Origin of the sequence: Parabacteroides sp. PF5-6 (genome assembly GCF_029504695.1) — a bacterium.
GTDB lineage: Bacteria > Bacteroidota > Bacteroidia > Bacteroidales > Tannerellaceae > QVMG01.
Genome location: NZ_JAQFIN010000010.1, coordinates 1 through 20486 on the forward strand (window position 1 = coordinate 1; position 20486 = coordinate 20486).

Sequence of the window (20486 nt, forward strand, 5' to 3'; positions counted from 1 at the left end):
GATTTTTATCCCTTTTTTTATCCCTAAAACGAAAAATCCCCCGAAGAAGCCTTATAAATAGAGGCTTTCGAGAGATTTTTTTGAGGTTCCTGGCGGAACTATAAATACAAATACAACGAAAAGGAGAAACGGATCGAAGAAGAGATTGTCGGCACCTTCACGCAACTGCCCATCCGGCTGGCCTGGGCGATCACCGTACATAAGAGTCAGGGGTTGACCTTCAACCGGGTCGTGGTCGATCTGACCGGTGGCGTCTTTGCCGGCGGACAGACCTATGTCGCACTCAGCCGTTGCACCTCGCTGGAAGGGTTGGTATTGAAAGGGAAGATCTCCCTGCATGATATCTTTGTGCGCAAAGAGATCGTCGGCTTCAGCCAGGAGTTCAACAACCCCCGCCTGATTGCCAACACCTTGAAAGAGAGTGAAGCCGAACTGAACTATGCCCGGGCGGCGGAATATTTCAACAAAGGAGAATTCCCGGAGGCGGTCGAGGCCTTTTCCGCGGCCGTCACCCAAAAGAATCTATTGACACCCGCCGTGCAGCGCCTGATCCGGATAAAACTTCAACAGATCAATACCCAGCAGGCGAAGATCAAATCGCTACAGGAAGAATTGCATGGTGTCAGAGAAATACAAAAAGAATACGCCCACGAATACTACCTGATGGGCAATGAGTGTATCACCAAAGCGAGGGATGCGAGAGCCGCCTTGCGCAATTTCGATAAAGCGCTGAAGCTCAACCCCTCCTATACCGATGCCTGGGTCAGAAAAGGAGTCACCCTATTGGATATGGATGAGGATTACGAAGCGTTATCTTGCCTGAACAAAGCCGTCAAGCTGAGCCCGCAATCGTTCAAAGCCCGATACAACCGGGGCAAATGCCACCTCGGGATGCAACAGTACGAAGAGGCAGTCAATGACTTATTGAAAGCCGTTGCCTTAAAAAATAAACATATAGCAGCACACGAATACCTCGCCGAGGCATTCCTGCATCTGGGAGAAAAAGAATTAGCCCAAAAGCATCAGGATATCGCAGATGATTTAAAGGGTGAAAGCCAGCGGTAACAGATCACGGGCGGAAGAGATGACCTGTATCTCTTCATTGCCGCAAAGCAGAATGCGCATAGGCACCTTACCCCGGTTTTCCGATTCGAACATCACCTGACGGCAAGCGCCGCAAGGAGAGATATGCGATCGCACCTCACCGTCTTTTATTGCGGCAATAGCGATATCGCGTACCGGGATATTGGGATATTGCGCACCGGCAGTAAAGAGCGCGACCCGCTCGGCACAAAGCCCGGAGGGATAAGCAGCGTTCTCCTGATTGTTTCCGACAATGATTTTTCCGTTGGTCAACATAAGAGCGACGCCGACATGGAATCCGGAATAAGGCGCATAAGCATCTTTAGCCGCACTAACCGCTTTATTCATTAGCTCAGCATCCAGAGGTGAGAGTTCTTCGATGGAAATGACCTCGATCTTTGTTTCAATTTTTATTTCTTTCATGGGGGATAAGGATTATTAATTATAGCAAATATAAAGAATTATTTAACTAAATCATATCTTTGCATAGAATAATTAAGCTACAGGGCTTCTAAATCATGAAAATATACGTTCAAGGCAGTCTGTTGACACTCTTTTTTTTCATTTTGACCGTGCTTCCCGCCGAGGCACAGCGCAAAAACAGTTCGTATCTCAAATACATCGATCAGTATAATAATCTGGCCGTTCAGCACCAGAAGAAATACGGCATTCCGGCCAGCATCACCCTGGCACAGGGTATCCTGGAGTCGGGCGCCGGCCAAAGCAAACTGGCTAAAGCGTCGAATAACCACTTCGGGATCAAATGCCATTCCGACTGGAAAGGCGGCAGGACCTATCACGACGACGATGAGCGGGGCGAATGTTTCCGCAAATACCGGAAAGTGGAAGACTCGTACGACGATCACTCCCGCTTCCTGGTCGAACGTTCGCGCTATGCCAGCCTGTTCAAACTGCATATCACCGACTATAAAGGTTGGGCACGAGGCCTGCAGAAATGCGGCTACGCTACGGATAAAGCGTATGCCAATAAGTTGATCAAGATGATCGAAGATTATGAACTCTATCGCTTCGACAGTGGAAAAGGGAAGAAAGCGAATAACAACAAAAAGCAGGGACCGGTGACCGCACCGATGGTCAAACGGACGATTTACAAAACACATGGCCTGATCTACATACTGGCGCTGCCGAACGATAACTTCGACCGGATCGCTCGCGATCTGGACTTCAAACCGAAGAAACTGATAAAGTTCAACGAGGTGCCGGAAGACTTCCCCCTGCAGCCGGGCGATATCATCTATCTGCAAAAGAAAAAGAAAAAAGCGGACAAACCGTATTACGACCATGTGGTAAAGATCGGCGAGTCCATGCACAGTATCGCCCAGCAGTATGGTGTTCAGATCAAAAGCCTCTACAAGATGAACAAAAAAGATCCGGAGTATATACCGGTCGAAGGAGACGTACTTAAACTTCGCTAAATATTTACTATCTTTGTACCCCAAATTAACAGTAAGAGCATGAGCGACCAACGTTATAATCAACGCGGAGTATCCGCTTCCAAAGAAGATGTGCATAATGCGATAAAGCATATTGACAAAGGGGTTTTCCCCAATGCCTTTTGCAAAATCATTCCCGATATACTGGGTGGCGATCCGGAATACTGCAATATCATGCATGCCGACGGGGCGGGCACGAAATCCTCCCTGGCGTATATGTACTGGAAAGAGACCGGCGACCTCTCCGTATGGAAAGGCATCGCGCAGGATGCGTTGATCATGAATATCGACGACCTGCTTTGTGTCGGCGCGACGGATAATATCCTGGTTTCCTCGACCATCGGGCGCAACAAACACCTGATCCCGGGTGAGGTGATCTCGACGATTATCAACGGTACGGACGAACTATTGGCCGAGCTGCGCGCGTTAGGCTTCGGCTGTTATGCCACCGGTGGCGAGACGGCGGATGTGGGCGACCTGGTACGCACCATCATCGTAGACAGTACGGTCACCTGCCGGATGAAAAGAGCCGATGTGATCGACAACCAACGCATACAAGCCGGCGATGTGATCGTCGGTATGGCCTCTTACGGCAAAGCCACCTACGAACAGGAATACAATAGCGGCATGGGCAGCAACGGCCTGACCTCCGCCCGCCACGATGTATTCGCCAAATACCTGGCGGCGAAGTTTCCGGAGAGTTACGACGCGACCATCCCCGAGAAACTGATCTATGCCGGCGGACTGAAGCTGACCGACCCGATCGAAGAGCTCGGCATCACTGCCGGGAAGATGGTACTCTCGCCTACCCGCACCTATGCTCCGGTGATCAAGCAAGTATTGGATAAATTACGTCCTGAAGTACATGGTATGGTACATTGCTCCGGCGGCGCGCAAACGAAAGTGATGCACTTCGTACAGAACAAACGCATCACGAAGAACAACCTCTTCCCCATCCCACCGCTTTTCCGCATTATCCAGAAAGAGAGCGGCACCGATTGGAAAGAGATGTATAAGGTGTTCAATATGGGCCATCGCATGGAAGTCTACCTGGCACCCGAACACGCCGAAGAGGTGATCCGCATCGCGCAAAGCTTTAACATCGACGCACAGATCGTCGGCTTTGTAGAAGATGCGCCGAAGAATGAACTGATCATCGAAAGCGAAAAAGGAACGTTCATCTATGAGTGAGAATAGTTTACTGAATAGGTTGGACGGACTGGTTAGCCGTTTTGAAGAAGTCGGGACTTTGATCACCGACCCGGCAGTGATTGCCGATATGAAACGGTATGTCAAATTGAACAAAGAATACCGCGATCTGGAAAAGATCGTTAACGCGCGACAAGCATACGTCAATACCCTGAACGGGATAGATGAAGCCCGCCAGTTGCTCGACACGGAGAAAGATCCGGAGATGCGCGAGATGGCGCGGGAAGAGTTGGAAAACTGTACGGCCCGTATCCCTGAACTGGAAGAAGAAATCAAGATACTACTGATCCCCGCTGATCCGGAAGACGGCAAGAACGCCATCGTGGAGATTCGCGGTGGCACCGGTGGCGACGAAGCGGCAATCTTTGCCGGCGACCTGTACCGGATGTATATCAAATACTGCGAGTCGAAAGGTTGGAAAACGGAAGTGACCAGCAGCAGCGAAGGGACTGCCGGAGGATTTAAAGAAGTGATCTTCACCGTTACCGGTGATAATGTGTACGGGACGATGAAGTATGAAAGTGGCGTACACCGTGTACAGCGCATCCCGGCAACGGAAACCCAAGGGCGCGTACATACCTCGGCCGCATCCGTAGCCGTCTTGCCCGAAGCCGAAGAGGTGGATGTGGAGATCAACCCTGCCGACCTGGAGTTTCAGACCGCCCGCTCGAGTGGCGCGGGAGGCCAGAACGTCAACAAGGTGGAGACAAAGGTTCAACTCTACCACAAACCCACCGGCATACAGATCCAATGTCAGGTCTCCCGTTCGCAGCTCGCCAATAAAGAAATGGCGTTGCAGATGCTTCGTACCCGCCTGTACGACATGAAACTGCAGGAGCACCTCGAGCAGATCTCTTCCAAACGCAAAACAATGGTTTCCACCGGCGACCGCTCCGCGAAGATCCGTACCTACAACTACCCGCAAGGCAGGATTACGGACCATCGTATCAATTACACCATATATAATCTTTCCGCTTTTATGGACGGAGACGTTCAGGACTGTATCGACCACCTGATCATCGCCGAGAATGCAGAGCGCTTGAAAGAAGCCGAATTATAATCTCTTATCCTAAAACAAACAGATATGAATAAGCAACAACTATTTGATAATATAAAAAGAAAACAATCCTTCCTCTGCGTCGGATTAGATACCGATATAAAGAAGATCCCGCCGCATCTGTTGGATGGCGAAGACCCGATCTTCACCTTCAACAAAGCCATTATCGACGCGACAGCGAAATACTGCGTGGCCTACAAACCCAACCTGGCGTTTTACGAAAGCCTGGGTATGGAAGGCATGTCGGCTTTTGAACGTACGGTCACCTATATCCGTGAGAACTATCCGGATCAGTTTATCATTGCCGACGCCAAAAGAGGCGATATCGGGAATACTTCCGAGATGTACGCCCGTTCTTTCTTCGATCATATCAAGGTCGATGCGGTGACGGTGGCTCCTTATATGGGGGAAGACAGCGTGAAGCCTTTCCTACTCTATCCGGAAAGCTGGGTGATCCTGTTGGCGTTGACCTCCAACAAAGGATCGAAAGACTTTCAGTTTACCGAAGATGCAAACGGAGAACGGCTCTTTGAGAAGGTATTGAAGAAATCGCAGGAGTGGGCAACCGACGAGCAGATGATGTACGTGGTAGGCGCCACCCAGGGCGAGATGTTTTTAGATATACGCAAATATGCGCCGCATCATTTTTTGTTGGTTCCGGGTGTAGGGGCACAAGGCGGAAGCCTGGAAGAGGTCGCCCGCTACGGCATGAACGAGCAGTGCGGCTTGTTAGTCAATTCCTCCCGCGCCATTATCTACGCGGATCACACGACAAACTTCGCGGCTGTTGCCGGAGAAGCGGCGCGTGAGGTGCAACAGGAAATGGTGCTCTATCTGTTCGACAAAGGAATTATTCCACACAAATCATAGGGATTACCAAGTTTTTTTACCATTTTTGCACATTGGTATCCGACCGATAACCACGTAATTACTGACAGACTAATAATTTAGAAGAACGAATGGAGTTTACAGCCCAACAAATTGCTGACTTCCTGAACGGAGCAGTTGACGGTGATCCGACCATAAAAATCAGTACTTTCTCTAAGATTGAAGAGGGGACACCCGGATCACTCACTTTCCTGGCCAACCCCAAATACGAACATTATATCTACGAGACAAAAGCCAGCGCGGCTTTAGTCAATACCGACTTCAAACCGGAGAAGCCCGTTTCGACGACCTTGATCCGTGTGCCCAACGCGTATGCCGCTTTGGCGATGTTGCTCAATATGGTGGAACAGGCCAAACCGAAAAAGAAAGGCATCGACCCGACGGCGTTCGTCTCGGCATCGGCCCGGGTAGGTGAAGATTGTTATATCGGGAACCTGGCTTATATCGGTGAAGGCACCACGATCGGCAAAAATTGCATGATCTATCCCTACGCTTATGTGGGCGATTTTGTTACGGTGGGCGACGGTACGATCATCTACCCCCATGTTTCCATCTACGAAGGATGTCGGATCGGGCAGCGTTGTATCCTGCACTCCGGCGCGGTGATCGGCTCCGATGGTTTCGGCTTCGCTCCCGAAGGGGAGAGCTACAGCAAAATCCCTCAGATGGGGAATGTAGTGATTGAAGATGATGTGGAGATCGGTGCCAATACGGCCATAGACCGGGCAGTGATGGGTTCAACAACTATCCGCAAAGGAGTGAAACTGGATAACCTCGTGCAGATTGCCCACAATGTGGAAGTCGGTGAGAATACCGTTATGGCTGCCCAGGTGGGTATTGCCGGATCGGTGAAAGTAGGCAAGCATTGTATGTTTGGCGGCCAGGTGGGTCTGGCGGGACATATCACCGTGGCCGACAATGTGACATTCGGTGCACAAGCGGGTGTGATCAGCAGTGTAAAAGAAGAAACCACGTTATTAGGAGCGCCGGCGATTCAGGCAAAGAACTTCATGCGATCCAGTGCGATATTCAATCGCCTGCCCGACATATATCGTTCCATGGGACAGATGCAACGGGAAATAGAAGAATTGAAAAAACAAATCAGCAAAGAATAATGACAGACATGCAAAAGCAAAAAACGCTGGCAGAGAGCTTCTCCCTCTCGGGGAAAGGTTTACATTCAGGCTTAGATATACAGATCACATTCCATCCGGCTCCGGAAAACCACGGTTACAAGATCAAAAGAGTGGATCTCGAAGGCGAGCCCGTGATCGAAGCGGTCGCTGAAAATGTGACACAAACCCAAAGAGGAACGGTAGTGGCCAAGAACGAGGTGTATGTCAGTACGATCGAACACGCCATGGCTGCTCTGTATGCTTTTGAGATCGATAATTGCCTGATCGAAGTCAACGCGCCTGAATTCCCGATCCTCGATGGTAGCTCTATCTATTATACCGAAGCGATTCAGCAAGTAGGCGTAGTGAAACAGGCTGCTCCCAAAGACTATTATATTGTCAAGCATAAGATGGAAGTGACGGACGAGAAAACCGGTTCGTCATTGATCATACTGCCTGATGACAAATTCAGCCTGAACGTCCTGATCTCTTTCGACTCTCCCGTATTGTCCAATCAATTTGCCACATTAAACGACCTGAGTGAATTCGCGACGGAGATCGCTGCCTCACGCACGTTTGTCTTTGTCAGAGAAGTGGAAATGCTTCTGCAGAACAACCTGATCAAAGGGGGCGATCTCGACAATGCCATCGTGATCTACGACAAGAAGATCCCGCAGGAGTCGCTCAACCAACTGGCCGATATGATCGGTATCCCGCATAAGGACGTACAAGACCTGGGGTATATCAATAATAACCCACTGGTATTCGATAATGAACCGGCACGTCATAAACTCATCGACGTGATCGGCGACCTGGCTTTGATCGGCAAGCCGATCCGGGGACGGGTGATCGCTACCCGCCCGGGGCACAAAATCAACAATCAACTGGCTCGCCTGATCCGCAAAGACATCAAACAGAATGAGGTGCAGGCTCCTCTATATAATCCGAACGACGTTCCGGTATTGGATAATATCCGTATCCGTGAACTTCTGCCCCACCGCTACCCGTTCCTGTTGGTCGATAAGATCATCGAGATGGGAGCGAATCATATTGTCGGGATCAAGAATATCACGACAAACGAGCCTTTCTTTACCGGGCATTTCCCGCAGGAACCGGTCATGCCGGGCGTACTGCTGGTCGAAGCCATGGCACAGACCGGCGGATTACTGGTATTGAACTCGATAGAGGATCCGGAACGCTACTCGACCTACTTTATGAAGATCGACGGGGTGAAGTTCCGCCAGAAAGTGGTACCCGGCGATACGCTTGTGCTCCGGTTGGAATTACTTTCTCCGATCCGTCGGGGCATTTCTTCCATGAAAGGATATATCTTTGTAGGCGAAAAGCTGGTATGTGAAGCAGAATTTATGGCACAAATCATAAAAAACAAATAAAAATGAATATCTCTCCATTAGCCGTCATCCACCCCGAGGCTAAAATCGGTCAGAACGTGACTATTGATCCTTTCGTGGTGGTCGAAAAGAATGTTGTTATCGGCGATCATTGCCATATCCTCCCCCATGCGGTCATTCTGGAAGGATCCCGTATCGGCAAACACTGTCAGATATTTCCGGGAGCGGTCATCGGCGGCATTCCGCAAGACCTCAAGTTCAAAGGTGAAGATACGACAGCAGAGATTGGAGATCATACGACCATACGTGAATGCGTAACCGTCAACCGGGGCACGGCAGCGAAAGGCAAAACCGTCGTAGGCAGCCATTGCCTGATCATGGCCTACTCGCATATCGCCCACGACTGTATCCTGAAAGATCATATCATTATCGGTAACTCGACCCAGCTGGCCGGAGAAGTCGAAGTCGACGACTATGCGATCGTCAGCGGAGGCAGTCTGGCGCATCAGTTCGTACGGATCTCCAAACATGTCATGGTGCAGGGTGGCTCACGGATCGGCAAAGATATTCCGCCCTATACCCTGATCGGGCGTGATCCCATTGTGTATTGCGGCATCAACATCGTCGGCTTGCGCCGGCGTGGCTTTACGAACGACCAGGTATTCCTGATCCAGGATATCTATCGTACGCTTTACACCCGCGGGCTGAACAATACCCAGGCAATCAAAGCCATAGAAACGGAATACGCCCCCAGCCCGGAACGGGATCTGATCCTCGACTTCATCAAGTCGTCCGACAGAGGCATTGTCCGCGGATCGATCGATGAACTTTAAAGAAAATTTATTATTTTTGCTCATTGACTTAAATAACGCATAGCCTTATGGTTTTCAGATTTCTTATCCTATCAGACGAAGTGGACGACTTCAAGCGCGAGATCAAGATCGATGCCGAAGCCACCTTCTTAGATTTACATAATACACTGCTCGACTCGGTGAACTATACCAAAGACGAACTGACCTCTTTCTTTATCTGCGACGACGACTGGAGCAAAAAGACCGAGATCACACGTGTAGAGATGGACCCCAACCCGGAGGTCGACACCTACATCATGGAAGAGACGCGCCTGGAAGAGTTGCTCGAGGACGAACGCCAGAAGATGCTTTTCGTATTCGAACTGATGACCGAAAGAGCTTTCTTTATGGAATTGCGCGAAATCATCCCGGGGCAGGATATTGCCGAGCCCGTGGTGAGTAAAGCCATCGGCGAAGCACCTGCGCAACAGATGAATTTCGAAGAGTTCGACGCCAAACTGACCACCACCACGATCGGTGAGGAGTTCTACGGCGATTCGGAATACGACCTGGACGAACTCGATGAATCCGGCTTCGAAGGGCTGGACAGCATCGCCGACGATATGTTTGCCGACGATAAGTTCTGATGAACACGCTGGTCGTTCTATTGGGTCCTACCGGTGTGGGCAAGACCGAATTGAGTCTGCGCCTGGCCGAAAGCCTCGGTTCGCCGATTATCTCATCCGACTCACGCCAGCTCTACCGGGAACTGCCCATCGGCACAGCCGCCCCTACGGCGGAACAGCTCAACCGGGTGAAGCATTACCTGATCGGTACGCTCGCTGTCGACGACTACTACAGCGCCAGCCAGTTTGAAGAAGATGTCATCTCCCTTTTAGCCGATCTACACCAGACAACGCCTGTCATCCTGATGACGGGCGGTTCTATGCTGTATATCGATGCCGTATGCAAAGGTATCGACGAGATCCCGACCGTAACGCCCGAAATCAGAGAAGCCCTCTACAGCCAGTTCGCACACGAAGGGCTCGCCCCGATCCTGGCCGAACTGAAAGAAGCCGATCCCATCCACTACAAAGAAGTAGACCGCAACAATTACAAACGCGTCATTCATGCCGTCGAGATCTGCCGCATGACCGGCAAGCCCTACTCCTCTTTCCGCACGAACAGCCGAAAGGAACGTCCTTTCCGTATCCTGAAGATCGGGCTGACGCGCGACCGCGAAGAACTATGCGACCGGATCAATCAACGCGTCGACCAGATGATCCGGGACGGCCTCGTGGAAGAAGCCCGGCGCGTGTATCCCTTCCGCCACCTCAACTCCCTCAACACCGTAGGATATAAAGAATTATTCCGTTACTTCGACGGCGAATGGCCGCTCGAACTCGCCATAGAAAAAATCAAACGCAACAGCCGGGTCTATGCCCGCAAACAAATGACCTGGTTCAAGCGCGACCCCGAAATCCACTGGTTCCACCCCGACCAGGAAAAAGAAATCCTCGACACGATCCACCCCTTCCGCTATCACACCCCCCTTTTTCAAACTACCGGTACTTTGCGCGCAAACTACTAATAGTTTGTCGACAAACTACCGGTATTTTGTCGACAAACTACCGGTAGTTATTTTGGGCAGTCTACACATAAAAGTTTTCACCCCGGTCTTCACCTTTCACCCGGTCGCCAGATCCCTGTATTGATCAGCGTTTCGGGTGAAGGCTTGGCGGAGGATGGAGGTTTTCCGGAAAAGGCCGGCAGGGTTTTCCAAAAGGCTGCCGGAGTTTTCCAAAAGGCCGCCGGAGTTTTTCAAAAGGCTGCCGGCCTTTTTCGGGAAGCTGTCGTTATTTTTAAGGTATTATTTTATCTTTCACCCGAAACGCTGATCAATACAGGGATCTGGCGACCGGGTGAAAGGTGAAGACCGGGCTGTAAACTTTTATGTGGTAGTATGCATCACGAACCGCAAAAAAAAGTAAAACAACCCCAAAAAGTCAAAAGAAGGGACAACCGTCCTTCCTGTCCTTTTATGGCGTTTTGCCATAAGTTTAGAAGTGTTCAAGCACCTTTTGTCGTTTTCTCGGATGTATTTTGCCCTATTTATTATGTTAAAATCTTCTTTTTTTTTTATTGTTGTATTTTTTTATACATTTGCGTTCACAAGTGTACATGTTAGGAGTAAGACACTTGATTTAGCTTACATAGCCAAATGTGAATATCCGTCTCACTTGAATTTTTTGTAGAAGTTTAATATAAAAGAGAGTGTTTATGATGAAAAAGTTAATTCTGTCGATGCTATGCGCAATAATGAGCATAGGATTATTATCGGCTCAAACAACAAGGATCACGGGAACTGTTGTCTCTGCGGAGGATGGTGAACCTGTAATCGGAGCCTCAATCAGTGTGAAGGGAACTACGACCGGAACAGTGACTAACTTTGATGGTGCGTTCGAGTTGACTGTACCGACAAATGCTAAGACTTTAGTGGTTTCTTATGTTGGTATGGTAACCAAAGAAGTTGCTGTCCAACAAAATCTGCGTATTGTTTTAGAATCGGATACGCAGGTATTGGATGAAGTAATGGTTGTCGCTTATGGTACGGCTAAGAAGTCATCCTTTACCGGATCGGCTGCCAGTATTAAAAGTGAGAAACTGGAAAATCTTCAGGCCACATCTTTCACGAAAGCATTGGAAGGATCGGCTCCGGGTATCCAGGTGACCGCCAGTACGGGTATGCCGGGATCTAACGCAACGATCCGTATCCGTGGTGTAGGGTCAATCAACGCCTCCAGCTCACCTTTATATGTATTGGATGGTGCCGCTTATGATGGCGACCTCAGCACGATCGTTACCGATGACATTGAAAGCATCACCGTATTGAAAGATGCTGCTTCGGCTGCGCTGTACGGAGCACGTGGAGCAAACGGGGTGATCCTGATCACAACGAAGAAAGGACAAAAAGGGCAATTAAATGTACAAGCGAAAGCTAACTTTGCTATGGTTTCCCGCAGTATCCCTGAATACGACCGTGTAAATACGCAGGAATACTACGAATTAATGTGGGAAGGCTGGCGCAATGCTTTGGTCAATGCGAACAATTATTCTCCGGCTGAAGCGGCTGCAATCGCCAGTGGAAACACAAACAATGGTATTGTTGCTAAATTAGGAGGATACAATAGTTATAATGTAGCAAATGATCAGCTGATCGGCACGGATGGTAAATTAAATCCGAGCGCGAAGTTGTTGTATCAGGACGATTGGAACGAGGCTTTGTATCGTACAGCCCTTCGTCAGGAATACAATGTGGCCATTAATGGAGGTACGGATCGGGCGACGTTCTATGCTTCTGTTTCTTATAACGATGAAGACGGGGTGGTTAAGAACTCTAACTACGACCGCCTGGGTGCGAGAGCCGGTGTTACCGGAGAGGTAAACGATTGGTTAAAATTGGATGCCAGTGTTTCGGCTTCTTCTTCCCGCTCTTATGGCTTCCTGGCTGAAGGTTCGTATACGACCAACCCATTCTACTATGGTCGTGTAATGGCACCGATCTATCCGATCTATCAGTATGATGCCAACGGTAATGTCGTAAAAGATAAAGAAGGAAATGATATGTATGATATGGGGGGAGGTTCTTCCAGTTATGCATGGGCTGGTCATACCCGTCAGTATGCACCCAACTCCAACCTGATGGTTACATTGCCTTTGGATGAGCGTTCAACGAAACGGAATATGCTGACCGGACGAGGAAGTGCGGAGATTAAATTCCTGAAAGATTTCCGATTGAAAGTATCCGGAAGTACGGATATTTCCAATGATTTCCTGACCACGTATCAGAACAACCAATACGGAGATGCAGAATCAGTAAAAGGACGTTCAACCAAAGCATACAGAAAACGTCACTCTTATACGGTGAATGAGATCCTGACCTGGAATAAAACATTCGGACTACACAATGTTTCAGCATTGCTCGGTCATGAAAACTATTGGTATACGCTCAATTACCTGGAAGCAACACGCGTAGGCTTTACGATCCCTTCAACGGAATTGGTAGCCGGTTCAACGGCTGAAGGTTCTACTTCGTATGCGCATAAATATTCTTTGGAAGGATACTTCATGCAGCTGAATTATGACTATGCTGATAAATATTACATTTCCGGATCATTCCGTCGCGACGGTTCGTCTCGTTTCTACAAAGACAATCGTTGGGGTTCTTTCTGGTCTTTGGGAGGTTCCTGGAGAATGAGCGAGGAAAGCTTTATGCAGGATGTCAGCTGGCTTGACAATATGAAAGTGAAAGCTTCATTTGGTCAGCAAGGAAATGATATGATCTTAAATACCGACGGATCAGCCAACTATTACGGATGGCAGAGTCTGTATGGTTTCTCAAACCCCAGCAATGACAACGTAAACAATGCGAATGCCAATGGAGCTATTCACTCTCAGTTGGCCAATAAAGAGTTGCAATGGGAAAAGAGCTCTAACCTGAACGTCGGGGTTGAATTCGGAATGCTTGATTTCATTAAAGGTGAGATCGACTTCTTCAACCGTACGTCCAGCAACCTGTTGTTCTCCGTTCCGAACCCACAATCTACCGGTATCGAATATAGCTGGCAGAACATCGGAACCATGTACAACCGCGGGGTAGAAGTGGCTTTAGGATTTGATATCTTTAAAAAGTCAGACTTTAAATGGACATTCGATATCAATGCTACTTTCCTGAAAAACAAGATTACCAAACTGCCGAAAGACGCAACCGGCGAAGCTCCGGACATCATCAGTGGATCTCGTATCCAACGGGAAGGTCTGGCTTATAACACTTACTGGATTCGTGAATATGCAGGTGTAGATCCGGAAAACGGAGATGCATTGTTCTATATGGATGAAAAAGATGCGGATGGCAATGTGACCGGCAGAACAACAACCAACAATCAGAATGACGCTACTTATTATGCGATTGGTGACCCCTGGGCAGATGTCTATGGAGGTATCACAAATACCTTCCGTTACAAAGGTTTTGACCTTTCTGTTTTCTTGAGCTATCAGATTGGTGGAACCGGATATGACGGTACATTCCAGACCTTGATGCATTCGGGTTCTTTCGGAACACACTGGAGTAGCGAGATCAAAGATCGTTGGCAGAAACCGGGTGATATAACGGATGTACCCCGTATACAGAATAACTATACAGCCGCAGCGACCACGTCTACCCGTTTCCAGACAGACCTGAGCTTCTTGTCTATCAGAAATATTACTTTGGGATACAACCTTCCGAAAAGTCTTCTGAAAAAAATGGATATGAAAGCTTGCCGCCTGACTTTCACGGCCGACAACCTATATGTATTCTCCGAACGCAAAGGGTATAACCCGCAGCAATTCCAAAGCGGAGCAAGTGATCAAACTTATTCTCCTGTAAAATATCTGAGTTTAGGAGTAAATGTAACATTCTAAAAAAAGTAATATGAAAAAAATATTTTCTTCCATTCTGGCTTGTACACTCCTGTTATTAGGAACAGGATGTAGTGAAGATTACCTGGAAAAAAACCCGACGACCAGTGTGAGCGACGATGATATGTTCTCGACTGTAGTGGGGGCTGAAACGGCATTAAACGGTATGATCCGTTCAACCTATATGTATTATGGTAACCACGGACGCTTTGGTCAAAAAGCAGTGGATATCGTGATGGACTTTATGGCGGATGACCTTTTGCAAACGGAAAGAGGGTACGGCTGGTTCGTTAGCTGGTATCAATACCTCGTCAGCACGAATGCGACCAACTCTGATCTGGAGTATATCTGGGCTTATTATTATGATGTGATTGATAATGCCAATCTGATTATCCTGAATGTGGAAAATGCAGGCGACTTTGCCTTGAATGAATCCAAAGGATTGTCAATCAAAGGACAGGCTCATGCTTTCCGGGCATTCTCTTATTATCAATTGGTGCAAATGTATGCGAAACGGTACGAACCGGGTGGTGCGAATACGCATTTAGGTCTTCCCTTGGTACTGGATGATAGTGGCGAACGCTTGCCTCGCTCTACGGTGAAAGAAGTTTACGACCAGATTGTGAAAGATATAGATGCCGCGATTGCTGCTCTTTCTCAATCCACGACAACGTGGGGGAATAAATCTTATATCACCTTACCTGTTGCACAGGGTATTAAAGCACGTATTGCTTTGACAATGGGCGATTGGAGTACGGCTGCGGATATGGCTAATAAAGCACGGCAGAACTACAAACTGACGAATAATTACAAAGGCGGATGGACCGACTCTACCGACCAGGAATGGATGTGGGGCGCCCTGCTTATTTCGGAACAACAAACCAGTTATGCTTCTTTCTGCTCACATATTGACCCCTTGTTTGGTGGATATGCAACCTTGGGTAGCCACAAACTGGGTAGCACCGAAATGGTGGAACATATGGCAGATACTGACCTGCGTAAGCAATTGTTCCAACCGGAAAAATTCTTCTCTGAAGCAGTTATGAAGTCTTATTTTGCCGGTGGTAAACACAAATATGTAGGTTACAAATTCTCCGGATATGGAGATTGGGATACCGATTATCTGTATATGAAAGCCGGTGAGATGTACCTGATCGAAGCCGAAGCATTGGCACGTCTGGGACGGGATGCTGAAGCTCAGGAGGTGATCTTTGCACTGACCAGCAACCGTGACCCGGAAGCGGTTAAACCGACTGTTACCGGCGACGCCTTGTTGCAGCATATCCTGCTGGAACGTCGTTGCGACCTTTGGGGTGAAGGATTCCGTTGGTTAGATATCAAACGTATGGGTATCCCAATGGATAGAACGAACAAAGGCCATAACGAAACATTCTGGAATGGCGTAGGTCGTTTGGAGCCCAATGACTGGCGTATGACCTTCCTGATTCCGAAGCAAGAGCTTGATGCCAATCCGAATATGGTTCAGAATGATACCAAATAATTCGTATGCATAACATTAAAAAAGGGAGAGGATCATTATCCTCTCCCTTTTTTTATCTGATTCTTCTTGTCGTACAAAAACTTTAGATACATCCTCCTATTCCTCATCCTGGAACATCGGATCCCAGGCGGGCAGGCGGATGGGCTTTTGCTTAAGCACTTCTTTTACTTTGGGGGTGATGTATTTGTTTTCGATCACCAGGCGGAAGCTGTATTCGTCGAACCATTCGTCGGTGATGATCAGGTGGCCGTTGTTGGCACCGGGACCCCAGCTGTTTTCGACCATCCATTTCTTTGGCTTGCCATTGGCATCGAGGTCGACAGCCATCAATGTCATGGCGTGCGAAGAGCCACTGGCGAAGGTACGGATGCGCTGTTCCTTATTCATACCGAAGGTGGTGCCCAAGAGTGAACCGTAATCGTAATAATCCACATCCAGTACGCCGCGGTCGCGGTCGAAGAATTTACCCACATCACAGGAGTAATACATCATCGTGCTGTCTTTGATCGAAGCGATCGCCATTTCTTTGATCTCTTCGATGGGCAGGTTCACGTAGGTCCAGTTCTTGCCGTCGTAGCGGTGACGGTCGAAATCGATCTCGTAGAGTTGATAGAACTCACGCGTCGGGTCGTTCATCAGCATGACATAACCGTTCTCGATATCTCCGCCGATAAATTCATCGAAGAAAGTCTGGGGTGTATACTCTTTGGTCTCTACGGGTTCGCCTTTGGCGTTCTTGCGGGTCCAGGTAAACTGCGTCGGCGGTTCGCCCAGGTTCAATACCAGCATCCGGTAGATCGTTGCCAGCATTTCGGTCTTTTGTTTTTCCAGTTCGGCCGTTTTCTTGCCTGCGGCAGCCGCTTCGCGAAGCTGGAGCGCGAATTCTTTGAGCTTCAAGCCGATCAGGTTCGACATACGTCCGGTGCTCTCGCTGCTGTTGGTTTCGATCATCGCTTCGGCCGGCACAACTCCGTATTTGGTCAGGATATCGAATACGCCGGTGAACTGCCCGCCGTCGTTGATCACGTTCTTAAACAGCCATTCCACCTGGCGGTCGTCCATCGCCCGGTCCCGGGTATCAATTATGCCCTGCAGGAAGAGGTTCGACTTCTCCAGTTGATCCCAGAAGAAAGAGTAGTTGGTCGAAAACTTAAACTCACCCATATCGTATTTGGCAATCGCTTTGGCACGGAAGACGTTCAAGCCGGTAAAGAGCCAGCAGCGTCCGGACGACTTTTGGTTGGTGATGCCTTTACTGTTCACCCGATGCGAGAAGTAGGTGTCGAAATCATTCTTGCTGTCCCAGTTGACCGCCAGGCGGTTGATATCATTCAGGCTGATCGCGTTGCGGATGGCCTTGTCGGCCGGCGTTTCCTGGTAAGCACTTTGGATTTGTTGTAACATCTGGGGCGAGATACCTCCGTTGTTTTTCTGTGCGGAGACAGATAGCACCAGACTTAAGGCCAAGAAGGCGAGGGTTCCTTTGTTTCGTTTCATCATGTTTAGCGTTATTAATATTGTATGGGGCAAAGATAGGTAATTTTCATCAAAGGCTCAGGAACTTTAAGCGTTTCTACCGGTAGAACTAATCCGTCTATGCGGTAGAATTAATACGCTCACAGCTGGGGAATATTGGTTCCCCAATTGGGGAATATTAATTCCACAGCTGGGGAATATTCGTTCCCCAACTGTGAGCGTATTAATTCTACCGCATAAACGGACTAATTCTATGGCATAAACCGATTAATTCTCGGCGGAAGGCAGGTAATTGGTCTGGATATGGGTCATGCTGTTCCAGAGGCTGTAGCGGGCTTCCGGATTAAGGGCTTCGAGCTCGCCCAGGATGCGTTTCATATCCGAACGGCTGGAGCCGGATTCATAGGGGCAGTTCTTTATTTGCTTGCGGTAGTCGTGCGCGACAGCCAGTGCTGCCAGCTCTTTTTCAGGAACCAGGCAGAGGGGACGGATGATTTCCATCGCAAACTTGTCCATCTTCAACCGGGGCGGCATGGTTCCGAACGCACCCTGGAAGGTAAGATTCATCAACAGGGTCTCCAGGATATCATCCTGGTGATGCCCCAACGCGATCTTGTTGCAGTTTTCTTCTTTGGCGATATCAAACAGGGCTTTCCGGCGCATCCAGGAACAGAGGAAGCAAGGCGATTTGCGTTTGTCGGTCGACGGGTCGAAGCTGGTCTGCCGCCGGATCAAAGACAGGCCGTGCGACTGGACAAAGTCGGCGAGATAGTCGATATCCGACTGATACGGGATATTGGTCATCTCCACATGCGCCACCACCAATTCGAAGCGGGGACGGAAGATCCGGGAACGCCGGGCCAACAATTCAACCAACGCCAACGAGTCCTTTCCACCCGACAGACCGATCAGGATCCGGTCGCCATCGGCGATCAGATCGTACTTGCGGATCGCCCGGATCACCTTCTCTTCGATCTTTCTCAACTGCCTCTGCTCTACTGTCTCCTTTGCCATGCCTACTCGTCTATTCACGGACAAAATTAGAGAATTATTATACCGAACGTACGGTTCAAACAAAATATTATTATCTTTGAACTGAAAACCATTACAACACAAGTAGGTTACGATGAAACGCTTTACTAAAAAGATAATTTCTATTTTAGGGATTTTATGGATATGTGGAGGAGGGTTGCAGGCCCAAAGTCTGGATCAGGCAAAGAAACTATACAACGAAGGACAATATGCCGAAGCAAAACCGGCTTTCGAACGTTTGGTCAAACAAGCTCCCAACAACGGTTCATATAATCACTGGTATGGTGTGTGCTGTTTTGAGACCGGCGATCTGGAAGGTGCCGAGAAATACCTCAAGGTCGGTGTGAACCGGAAGGTGCAGGAGTCTTATCGCTACCTGGCCGAAGTGTATTACCAGTTATACCGCTTCGACGAATCGGCCGAGCACTTCGACGAGTACATCACCCTATTGACGAAAAAGAAACAAGACATAGAACCTTTCCAACGACGCAAAGAGCAGGCCGAAAACGCCCAACGGATGCTAGAAAGAGTGGAAGACGTGCAGGTGATCGACAGTATGATCGTCAATAAAAACGACTTCCTCTCGGCTTACGTCTTAAGCGAAGAGAGTGGGACGCTGACGCCTTTCCGCGACTTCTTCCAGACCGGCACCGCCTCCTCTTCTACCGTCTATATGAACCAGAAAGGAGACAAGATCTTCTACGCCCAGGAAACACCCGAGAACGGTTACCGCCTGTTCACCCAATCCCACCTGTTGGATCACTGGGGCGACGAGAAACCCCTGACAATCAACGCCGAGAAAGCGGGCGAAGACAACTTCCCGTTCGTGCTTTCCGATGGCGTGACCTTGTATTACGGCTCGACCGGAGGCAACTCGCTGGGAGGATACGACTTGTTCGTCACACGCTACAACACCAATTCGGATACCTACCTCACCCCGGAGCAACTGGGTATGCCTTATAACTCACCCGCCAACGATTATATGATCGTGTTCGACGATGTGAAGAAACTGGGCTGGTTCGTTTCCGACCGCTACCAGACCGACGACCAGGTCTGCGTCTACCTGTTTATCCCCAACCTCAACCGCTCGCGGATCGACGCCGAAGAGATCGAAACGAAACGCGCCCGGGCAATGCTCTACCCCATCTCCGCGACCTGGAAAGAAGGCGAAGACTATAGTCAGCAGATTCAGTTGGCACACGAAGTGATTCCTTTCGGAGAGACCCAGGTTCAGAAAGACTTTGAGTTTGTGATCAGTAACGACCGGGTGTACTTCACGCTCGACGAGATTAAAAGCCCGGAAGCACGCAACATCTACAGCAAAGTCGTTGAGATAAACAAACAGATCGAAGCGATCAACAAAGAAATGGCCCAGTTGCGCCAGTCCTTCCACGAAGGAAACAATACGCGGCGCGATCAGTTGCGTCCGCAGATCCTGCAAAACGAGCAGAAGGCCGACGCCCTCCTCTCTCAACTCTACGAATTGGAGAAGAAAGCCCGTAACGCGGAGATTGTCTATTTGAGAAAAAACAACATCAGATAACAAAGAAAAGATATGCTGAACATTATCATTATCGCTTTCCTGATGGGATTGGCCATTACGCTGGTTCTGGTGGAGATATTCTTGCTTCCCGGCATCACGTTCGCCGGCATCGGCGGAGCCTTGTTTGCCGTCGGTGGAGCGATTTATGCCTATACGATAAGTGCGACGGCCGGGCACATCACCCTGGTCACCTCAGTCGTCCTGTTCGGTTTGATCTTTTTCTTCCTCTTGCGGAAGAACTCTTTCCGCCGGGTCGCCTTGCATACCGATGTGGATTCCAAACTGCCGTCGAGCCGCGAACTGGGCATCGCCGTTGGCGACGAAGGCATCACCCTGTCGCGCCTGGCACCGATCGGAAAAGCCAGTATCAAAGGTATTACGGTGGAAGCCAAATCCCGCGAGGAGTTTATCGACGAGCAGACCCCCGTGGTAGTCGTACGGGTGGACGGCTACAATGTGGTGGTCGTACCCCAAAGTGAAACAAACGCAAACAATCTATAAACCGGCCTCGGCCACTTAATTCTT

16 protein-coding genes and 1 pseudogene are annotated in these 20486 nt (G+C 49.2%); 14 read left to right on the top strand and 3 right to left on the bottom strand.

What is annotated here, in order from left to right:
• Positions 1-87: 87 nt before the first annotated feature.
• Positions 88-1065, top strand: a pseudogene (locus M2133_RS11610) (tetratricopeptide repeat protein); the annotation flags it as partial.
• On the opposite strand, the gene M2133_RS11615 reads toward M2133_RS11610, so the two are convergent.
• Positions 1042-1506 carry a cytidine deaminase gene (locus tag M2133_RS11615; protein ID WP_277466305.1) on the bottom strand — a complete coding sequence of 155 codons (465 nt, stop codon included), beginning with the start codon at positions 1504-1506 and terminating at the stop codon, positions 1042-1044. The pseudogene M2133_RS11610 and the gene M2133_RS11615 sit on opposite strands and share 24 nt — an antisense overlap.
• Before the next feature lie 95 nt (positions 1507-1601).
• On the opposite strand from M2133_RS11615, the gene M2133_RS11620 reads away from it, so the two are divergent.
• The 11 genes from M2133_RS11620 to M2133_RS11670 all read left to right on the top strand — a co-directional run bounded on the left by M2133_RS11620 (position 1602) and on the right by M2133_RS11670 (position 15910).
• Entirely contained in the window at positions 1602-2519 is a 918-nt protein-coding gene (locus M2133_RS11620) for a glucosaminidase domain-containing protein (RefSeq protein ID WP_277466306.1), read from the top strand.
• 39 nt (positions 2520-2558) lie between these two features.
• Positions 2559-3728, top strand: a complete 1170-nt coding sequence (locus tag M2133_RS11625; protein WP_277466307.1) for an AIR synthase related protein — start codon at positions 2559-2561, stop codon at positions 3726-3728.
• Positions 3721-4806, top strand: coding sequence for a peptide chain release factor 1 (gene prfA / locus M2133_RS11630; protein ID WP_277466308.1), 1086 nt, complete (start codon positions 3721-3723; stop codon positions 4804-4806). Before M2133_RS11625 ends, prfA begins: the two co-directional genes overlap by 8 nt.
• A gap of 24 nt (positions 4807-4830) precedes the next feature.
• On the top strand, positions 4831-5673 hold the full coding sequence (gene pyrF, locus M2133_RS11635; protein ID WP_277466309.1) for an orotidine-5'-phosphate decarboxylase: 843 nt from the start codon (positions 4831-4833) through the stop codon (positions 5671-5673).
• Between the two features lie 89 nt (positions 5674-5762).
• Entirely contained in the window at positions 5763-6806 is a 1044-nt protein-coding gene (gene lpxD, locus M2133_RS11640; RefSeq protein ID WP_277466310.1) for a UDP-3-O-(3-hydroxymyristoyl)glucosamine N-acyltransferase, read from the top strand.
• Positions 6807-6814: 8 nt separating this feature from the next.
• Positions 6815-8200, top strand: coding sequence for a bifunctional UDP-3-O-[3-hydroxymyristoyl] N-acetylglucosamine deacetylase/3-hydroxyacyl-ACP dehydratase (locus tag M2133_RS11645; RefSeq protein ID WP_277466311.1), 1386 nt, complete (start codon positions 6815-6817; stop codon positions 8198-8200).
• Between the two features lie 2 nt (positions 8201-8202).
• Positions 8203-8991 (top strand): acyl-ACP--UDP-N-acetylglucosamine O-acyltransferase, encoded by a 789-nt coding sequence (gene lpxA, locus M2133_RS11650; protein WP_277466312.1) that lies wholly within the window; start codon positions 8203-8205, stop codon positions 8989-8991.
• Positions 8992-9038: 47 nt separating this feature from the next.
• A complete protein-coding gene (locus M2133_RS11655; protein ID WP_277466313.1) occupies positions 9039-9596 on the top strand; it encodes a hypothetical protein in 558 nt (185 codons plus the stop codon).
• Positions 9596-10540: a tRNA (adenosine(37)-N6)-dimethylallyltransferase MiaA gene (miaA, locus tag M2133_RS11660; RefSeq protein ID WP_277466314.1), complete on the top strand. Its 945-nt coding sequence runs from the start codon at positions 9596-9598 to the stop codon at positions 10538-10540. The genes M2133_RS11655 and miaA overlap by 1 nt, the downstream gene beginning before the upstream one ends.
• A gap of 689 nt (positions 10541-11229) precedes the next feature.
• Positions 11230-14412, top strand: a complete 3183-nt coding sequence (locus M2133_RS11665; protein ID WP_277466315.1) for a TonB-dependent receptor — start codon at positions 11230-11232, stop codon at positions 14410-14412.
• A gap of 10 nt (positions 14413-14422) precedes the next feature.
• Positions 14423-15910 (top strand): RagB/SusD family nutrient uptake outer membrane protein, encoded by a 1488-nt coding sequence (locus M2133_RS11670; protein ID WP_277466316.1) that lies wholly within the window; start codon positions 14423-14425, stop codon positions 15908-15910.
• A 96-nt stretch (positions 15911-16006) separates the two neighbouring features.
• Here M2133_RS11670 and M2133_RS11675 read toward each other — a convergent pair whose 3' ends face one another.
• The gene (locus M2133_RS11675) at positions 16007-17407 is read right to left on the bottom strand and encodes a C1 family peptidase (protein WP_277466406.1); all 1401 of its coding nucleotides are present in this window, start codon (positions 17405-17407) and stop codon (positions 16007-16009) included.
• Positions 17408-17653: 246 nt separating this feature from the next.
• Positions 17654-18400, bottom strand: coding sequence for an ATP-binding protein (locus M2133_RS11680; RefSeq protein ID WP_277466317.1), 747 nt, complete (start codon positions 18398-18400; stop codon positions 17654-17656).
• A gap of 112 nt (positions 18401-18512) precedes the next feature.
• On the opposite strand from M2133_RS11680, the gene M2133_RS11685 reads away from it, so the two are divergent.
• A complete protein-coding gene (locus M2133_RS11685) occupies positions 18513-19961 on the top strand; it encodes a tetratricopeptide repeat protein (RefSeq protein ID WP_277466318.1) in 1449 nt (482 codons plus the stop codon).
• A 12-nt stretch (positions 19962-19973) separates the two neighbouring features.
• Positions 19974-20462 carry an NfeD family protein gene (locus M2133_RS11690; protein ID WP_277466319.1) on the top strand — a complete coding sequence of 163 codons (489 nt, stop codon included), beginning with the start codon at positions 19974-19976 and terminating at the stop codon, positions 20460-20462.
• The last annotated feature ends 24 nt before the right edge of the window (positions 20463-20486 follow it).

Excerpts from the sequence above, each read along its gene's own strand:
- lpxA (WP_277466312.1), top strand. The coding sequence starts at position 8,203 with ATGAATATCTCTCCATTAGCCGTCATCCACCCCGAGGCTAAAATCGGT.
- prfA (WP_277466308.1), top strand. The coding sequence starts at position 3,721 with ATGAGTGAGAATAGTTTACTGAATAGGTTGGACGGACTGGTTAGCCGT.
- M2133_RS11625 (WP_277466307.1), top strand. The coding sequence starts at position 2,559 with ATGAGCGACCAACGTTATAATCAACGCGGAGTATCCGCTTCCAAAGAA.
- M2133_RS11675 (WP_277466406.1), bottom strand. The coding sequence starts at position 17,407 with ATGAAACGAAACAAAGGAACCCTCGCCTTCTTGGCCTTAAGTCTGGTG.
- M2133_RS11680 (WP_277466317.1), bottom strand. The coding sequence starts at position 18,400 with ATGGCAAAGGAGACAGTAGAGCAGAGGCAGTTGAGAAAGATCGAAGAG.
- M2133_RS11645 (WP_277466311.1), top strand. The coding sequence starts at position 6,815 with ATGCAAAAGCAAAAAACGCTGGCAGAGAGCTTCTCCCTCTCGGGGAAA.
- M2133_RS11685 (WP_277466318.1), top strand. The coding sequence starts at position 18,513 with ATGAAACGCTTTACTAAAAAGATAATTTCTATTTTAGGGATTTTATGG.
- M2133_RS11615 (WP_277466305.1), bottom strand. The coding sequence starts at position 1,506 with ATGAAAGAAATAAAAATTGAAACAAAGATCGAGGTCATTTCCATCGAA.
- lpxD (WP_277466310.1), top strand. The coding sequence starts at position 5,763 with ATGGAGTTTACAGCCCAACAAATTGCTGACTTCCTGAACGGAGCAGTT.
- M2133_RS11690 (WP_277466319.1), top strand. The coding sequence starts at position 19,974 with ATGCTGAACATTATCATTATCGCTTTCCTGATGGGATTGGCCATTACG.
- miaA (WP_277466314.1), top strand. The coding sequence starts at position 9,596 with ATGAACACGCTGGTCGTTCTATTGGGTCCTACCGGTGTGGGCAAGACC.
- M2133_RS11665 (WP_277466315.1), top strand. The coding sequence starts at position 11,230 with ATGATGAAAAAGTTAATTCTGTCGATGCTATGCGCAATAATGAGCATA.
- M2133_RS11620 (WP_277466306.1), top strand. The coding sequence starts at position 1,602 with ATGAAAATATACGTTCAAGGCAGTCTGTTGACACTCTTTTTTTTCATT.
- pyrF (WP_277466309.1), top strand. The coding sequence starts at position 4,831 with ATGAATAAGCAACAACTATTTGATAATATAAAAAGAAAACAATCCTTC.
- M2133_RS11655 (WP_277466313.1), top strand. The coding sequence starts at position 9,039 with ATGGTTTTCAGATTTCTTATCCTATCAGACGAAGTGGACGACTTCAAG.
- M2133_RS11670 (WP_277466316.1), top strand. The coding sequence starts at position 14,423 with ATGAAAAAAATATTTTCTTCCATTCTGGCTTGTACACTCCTGTTATTA.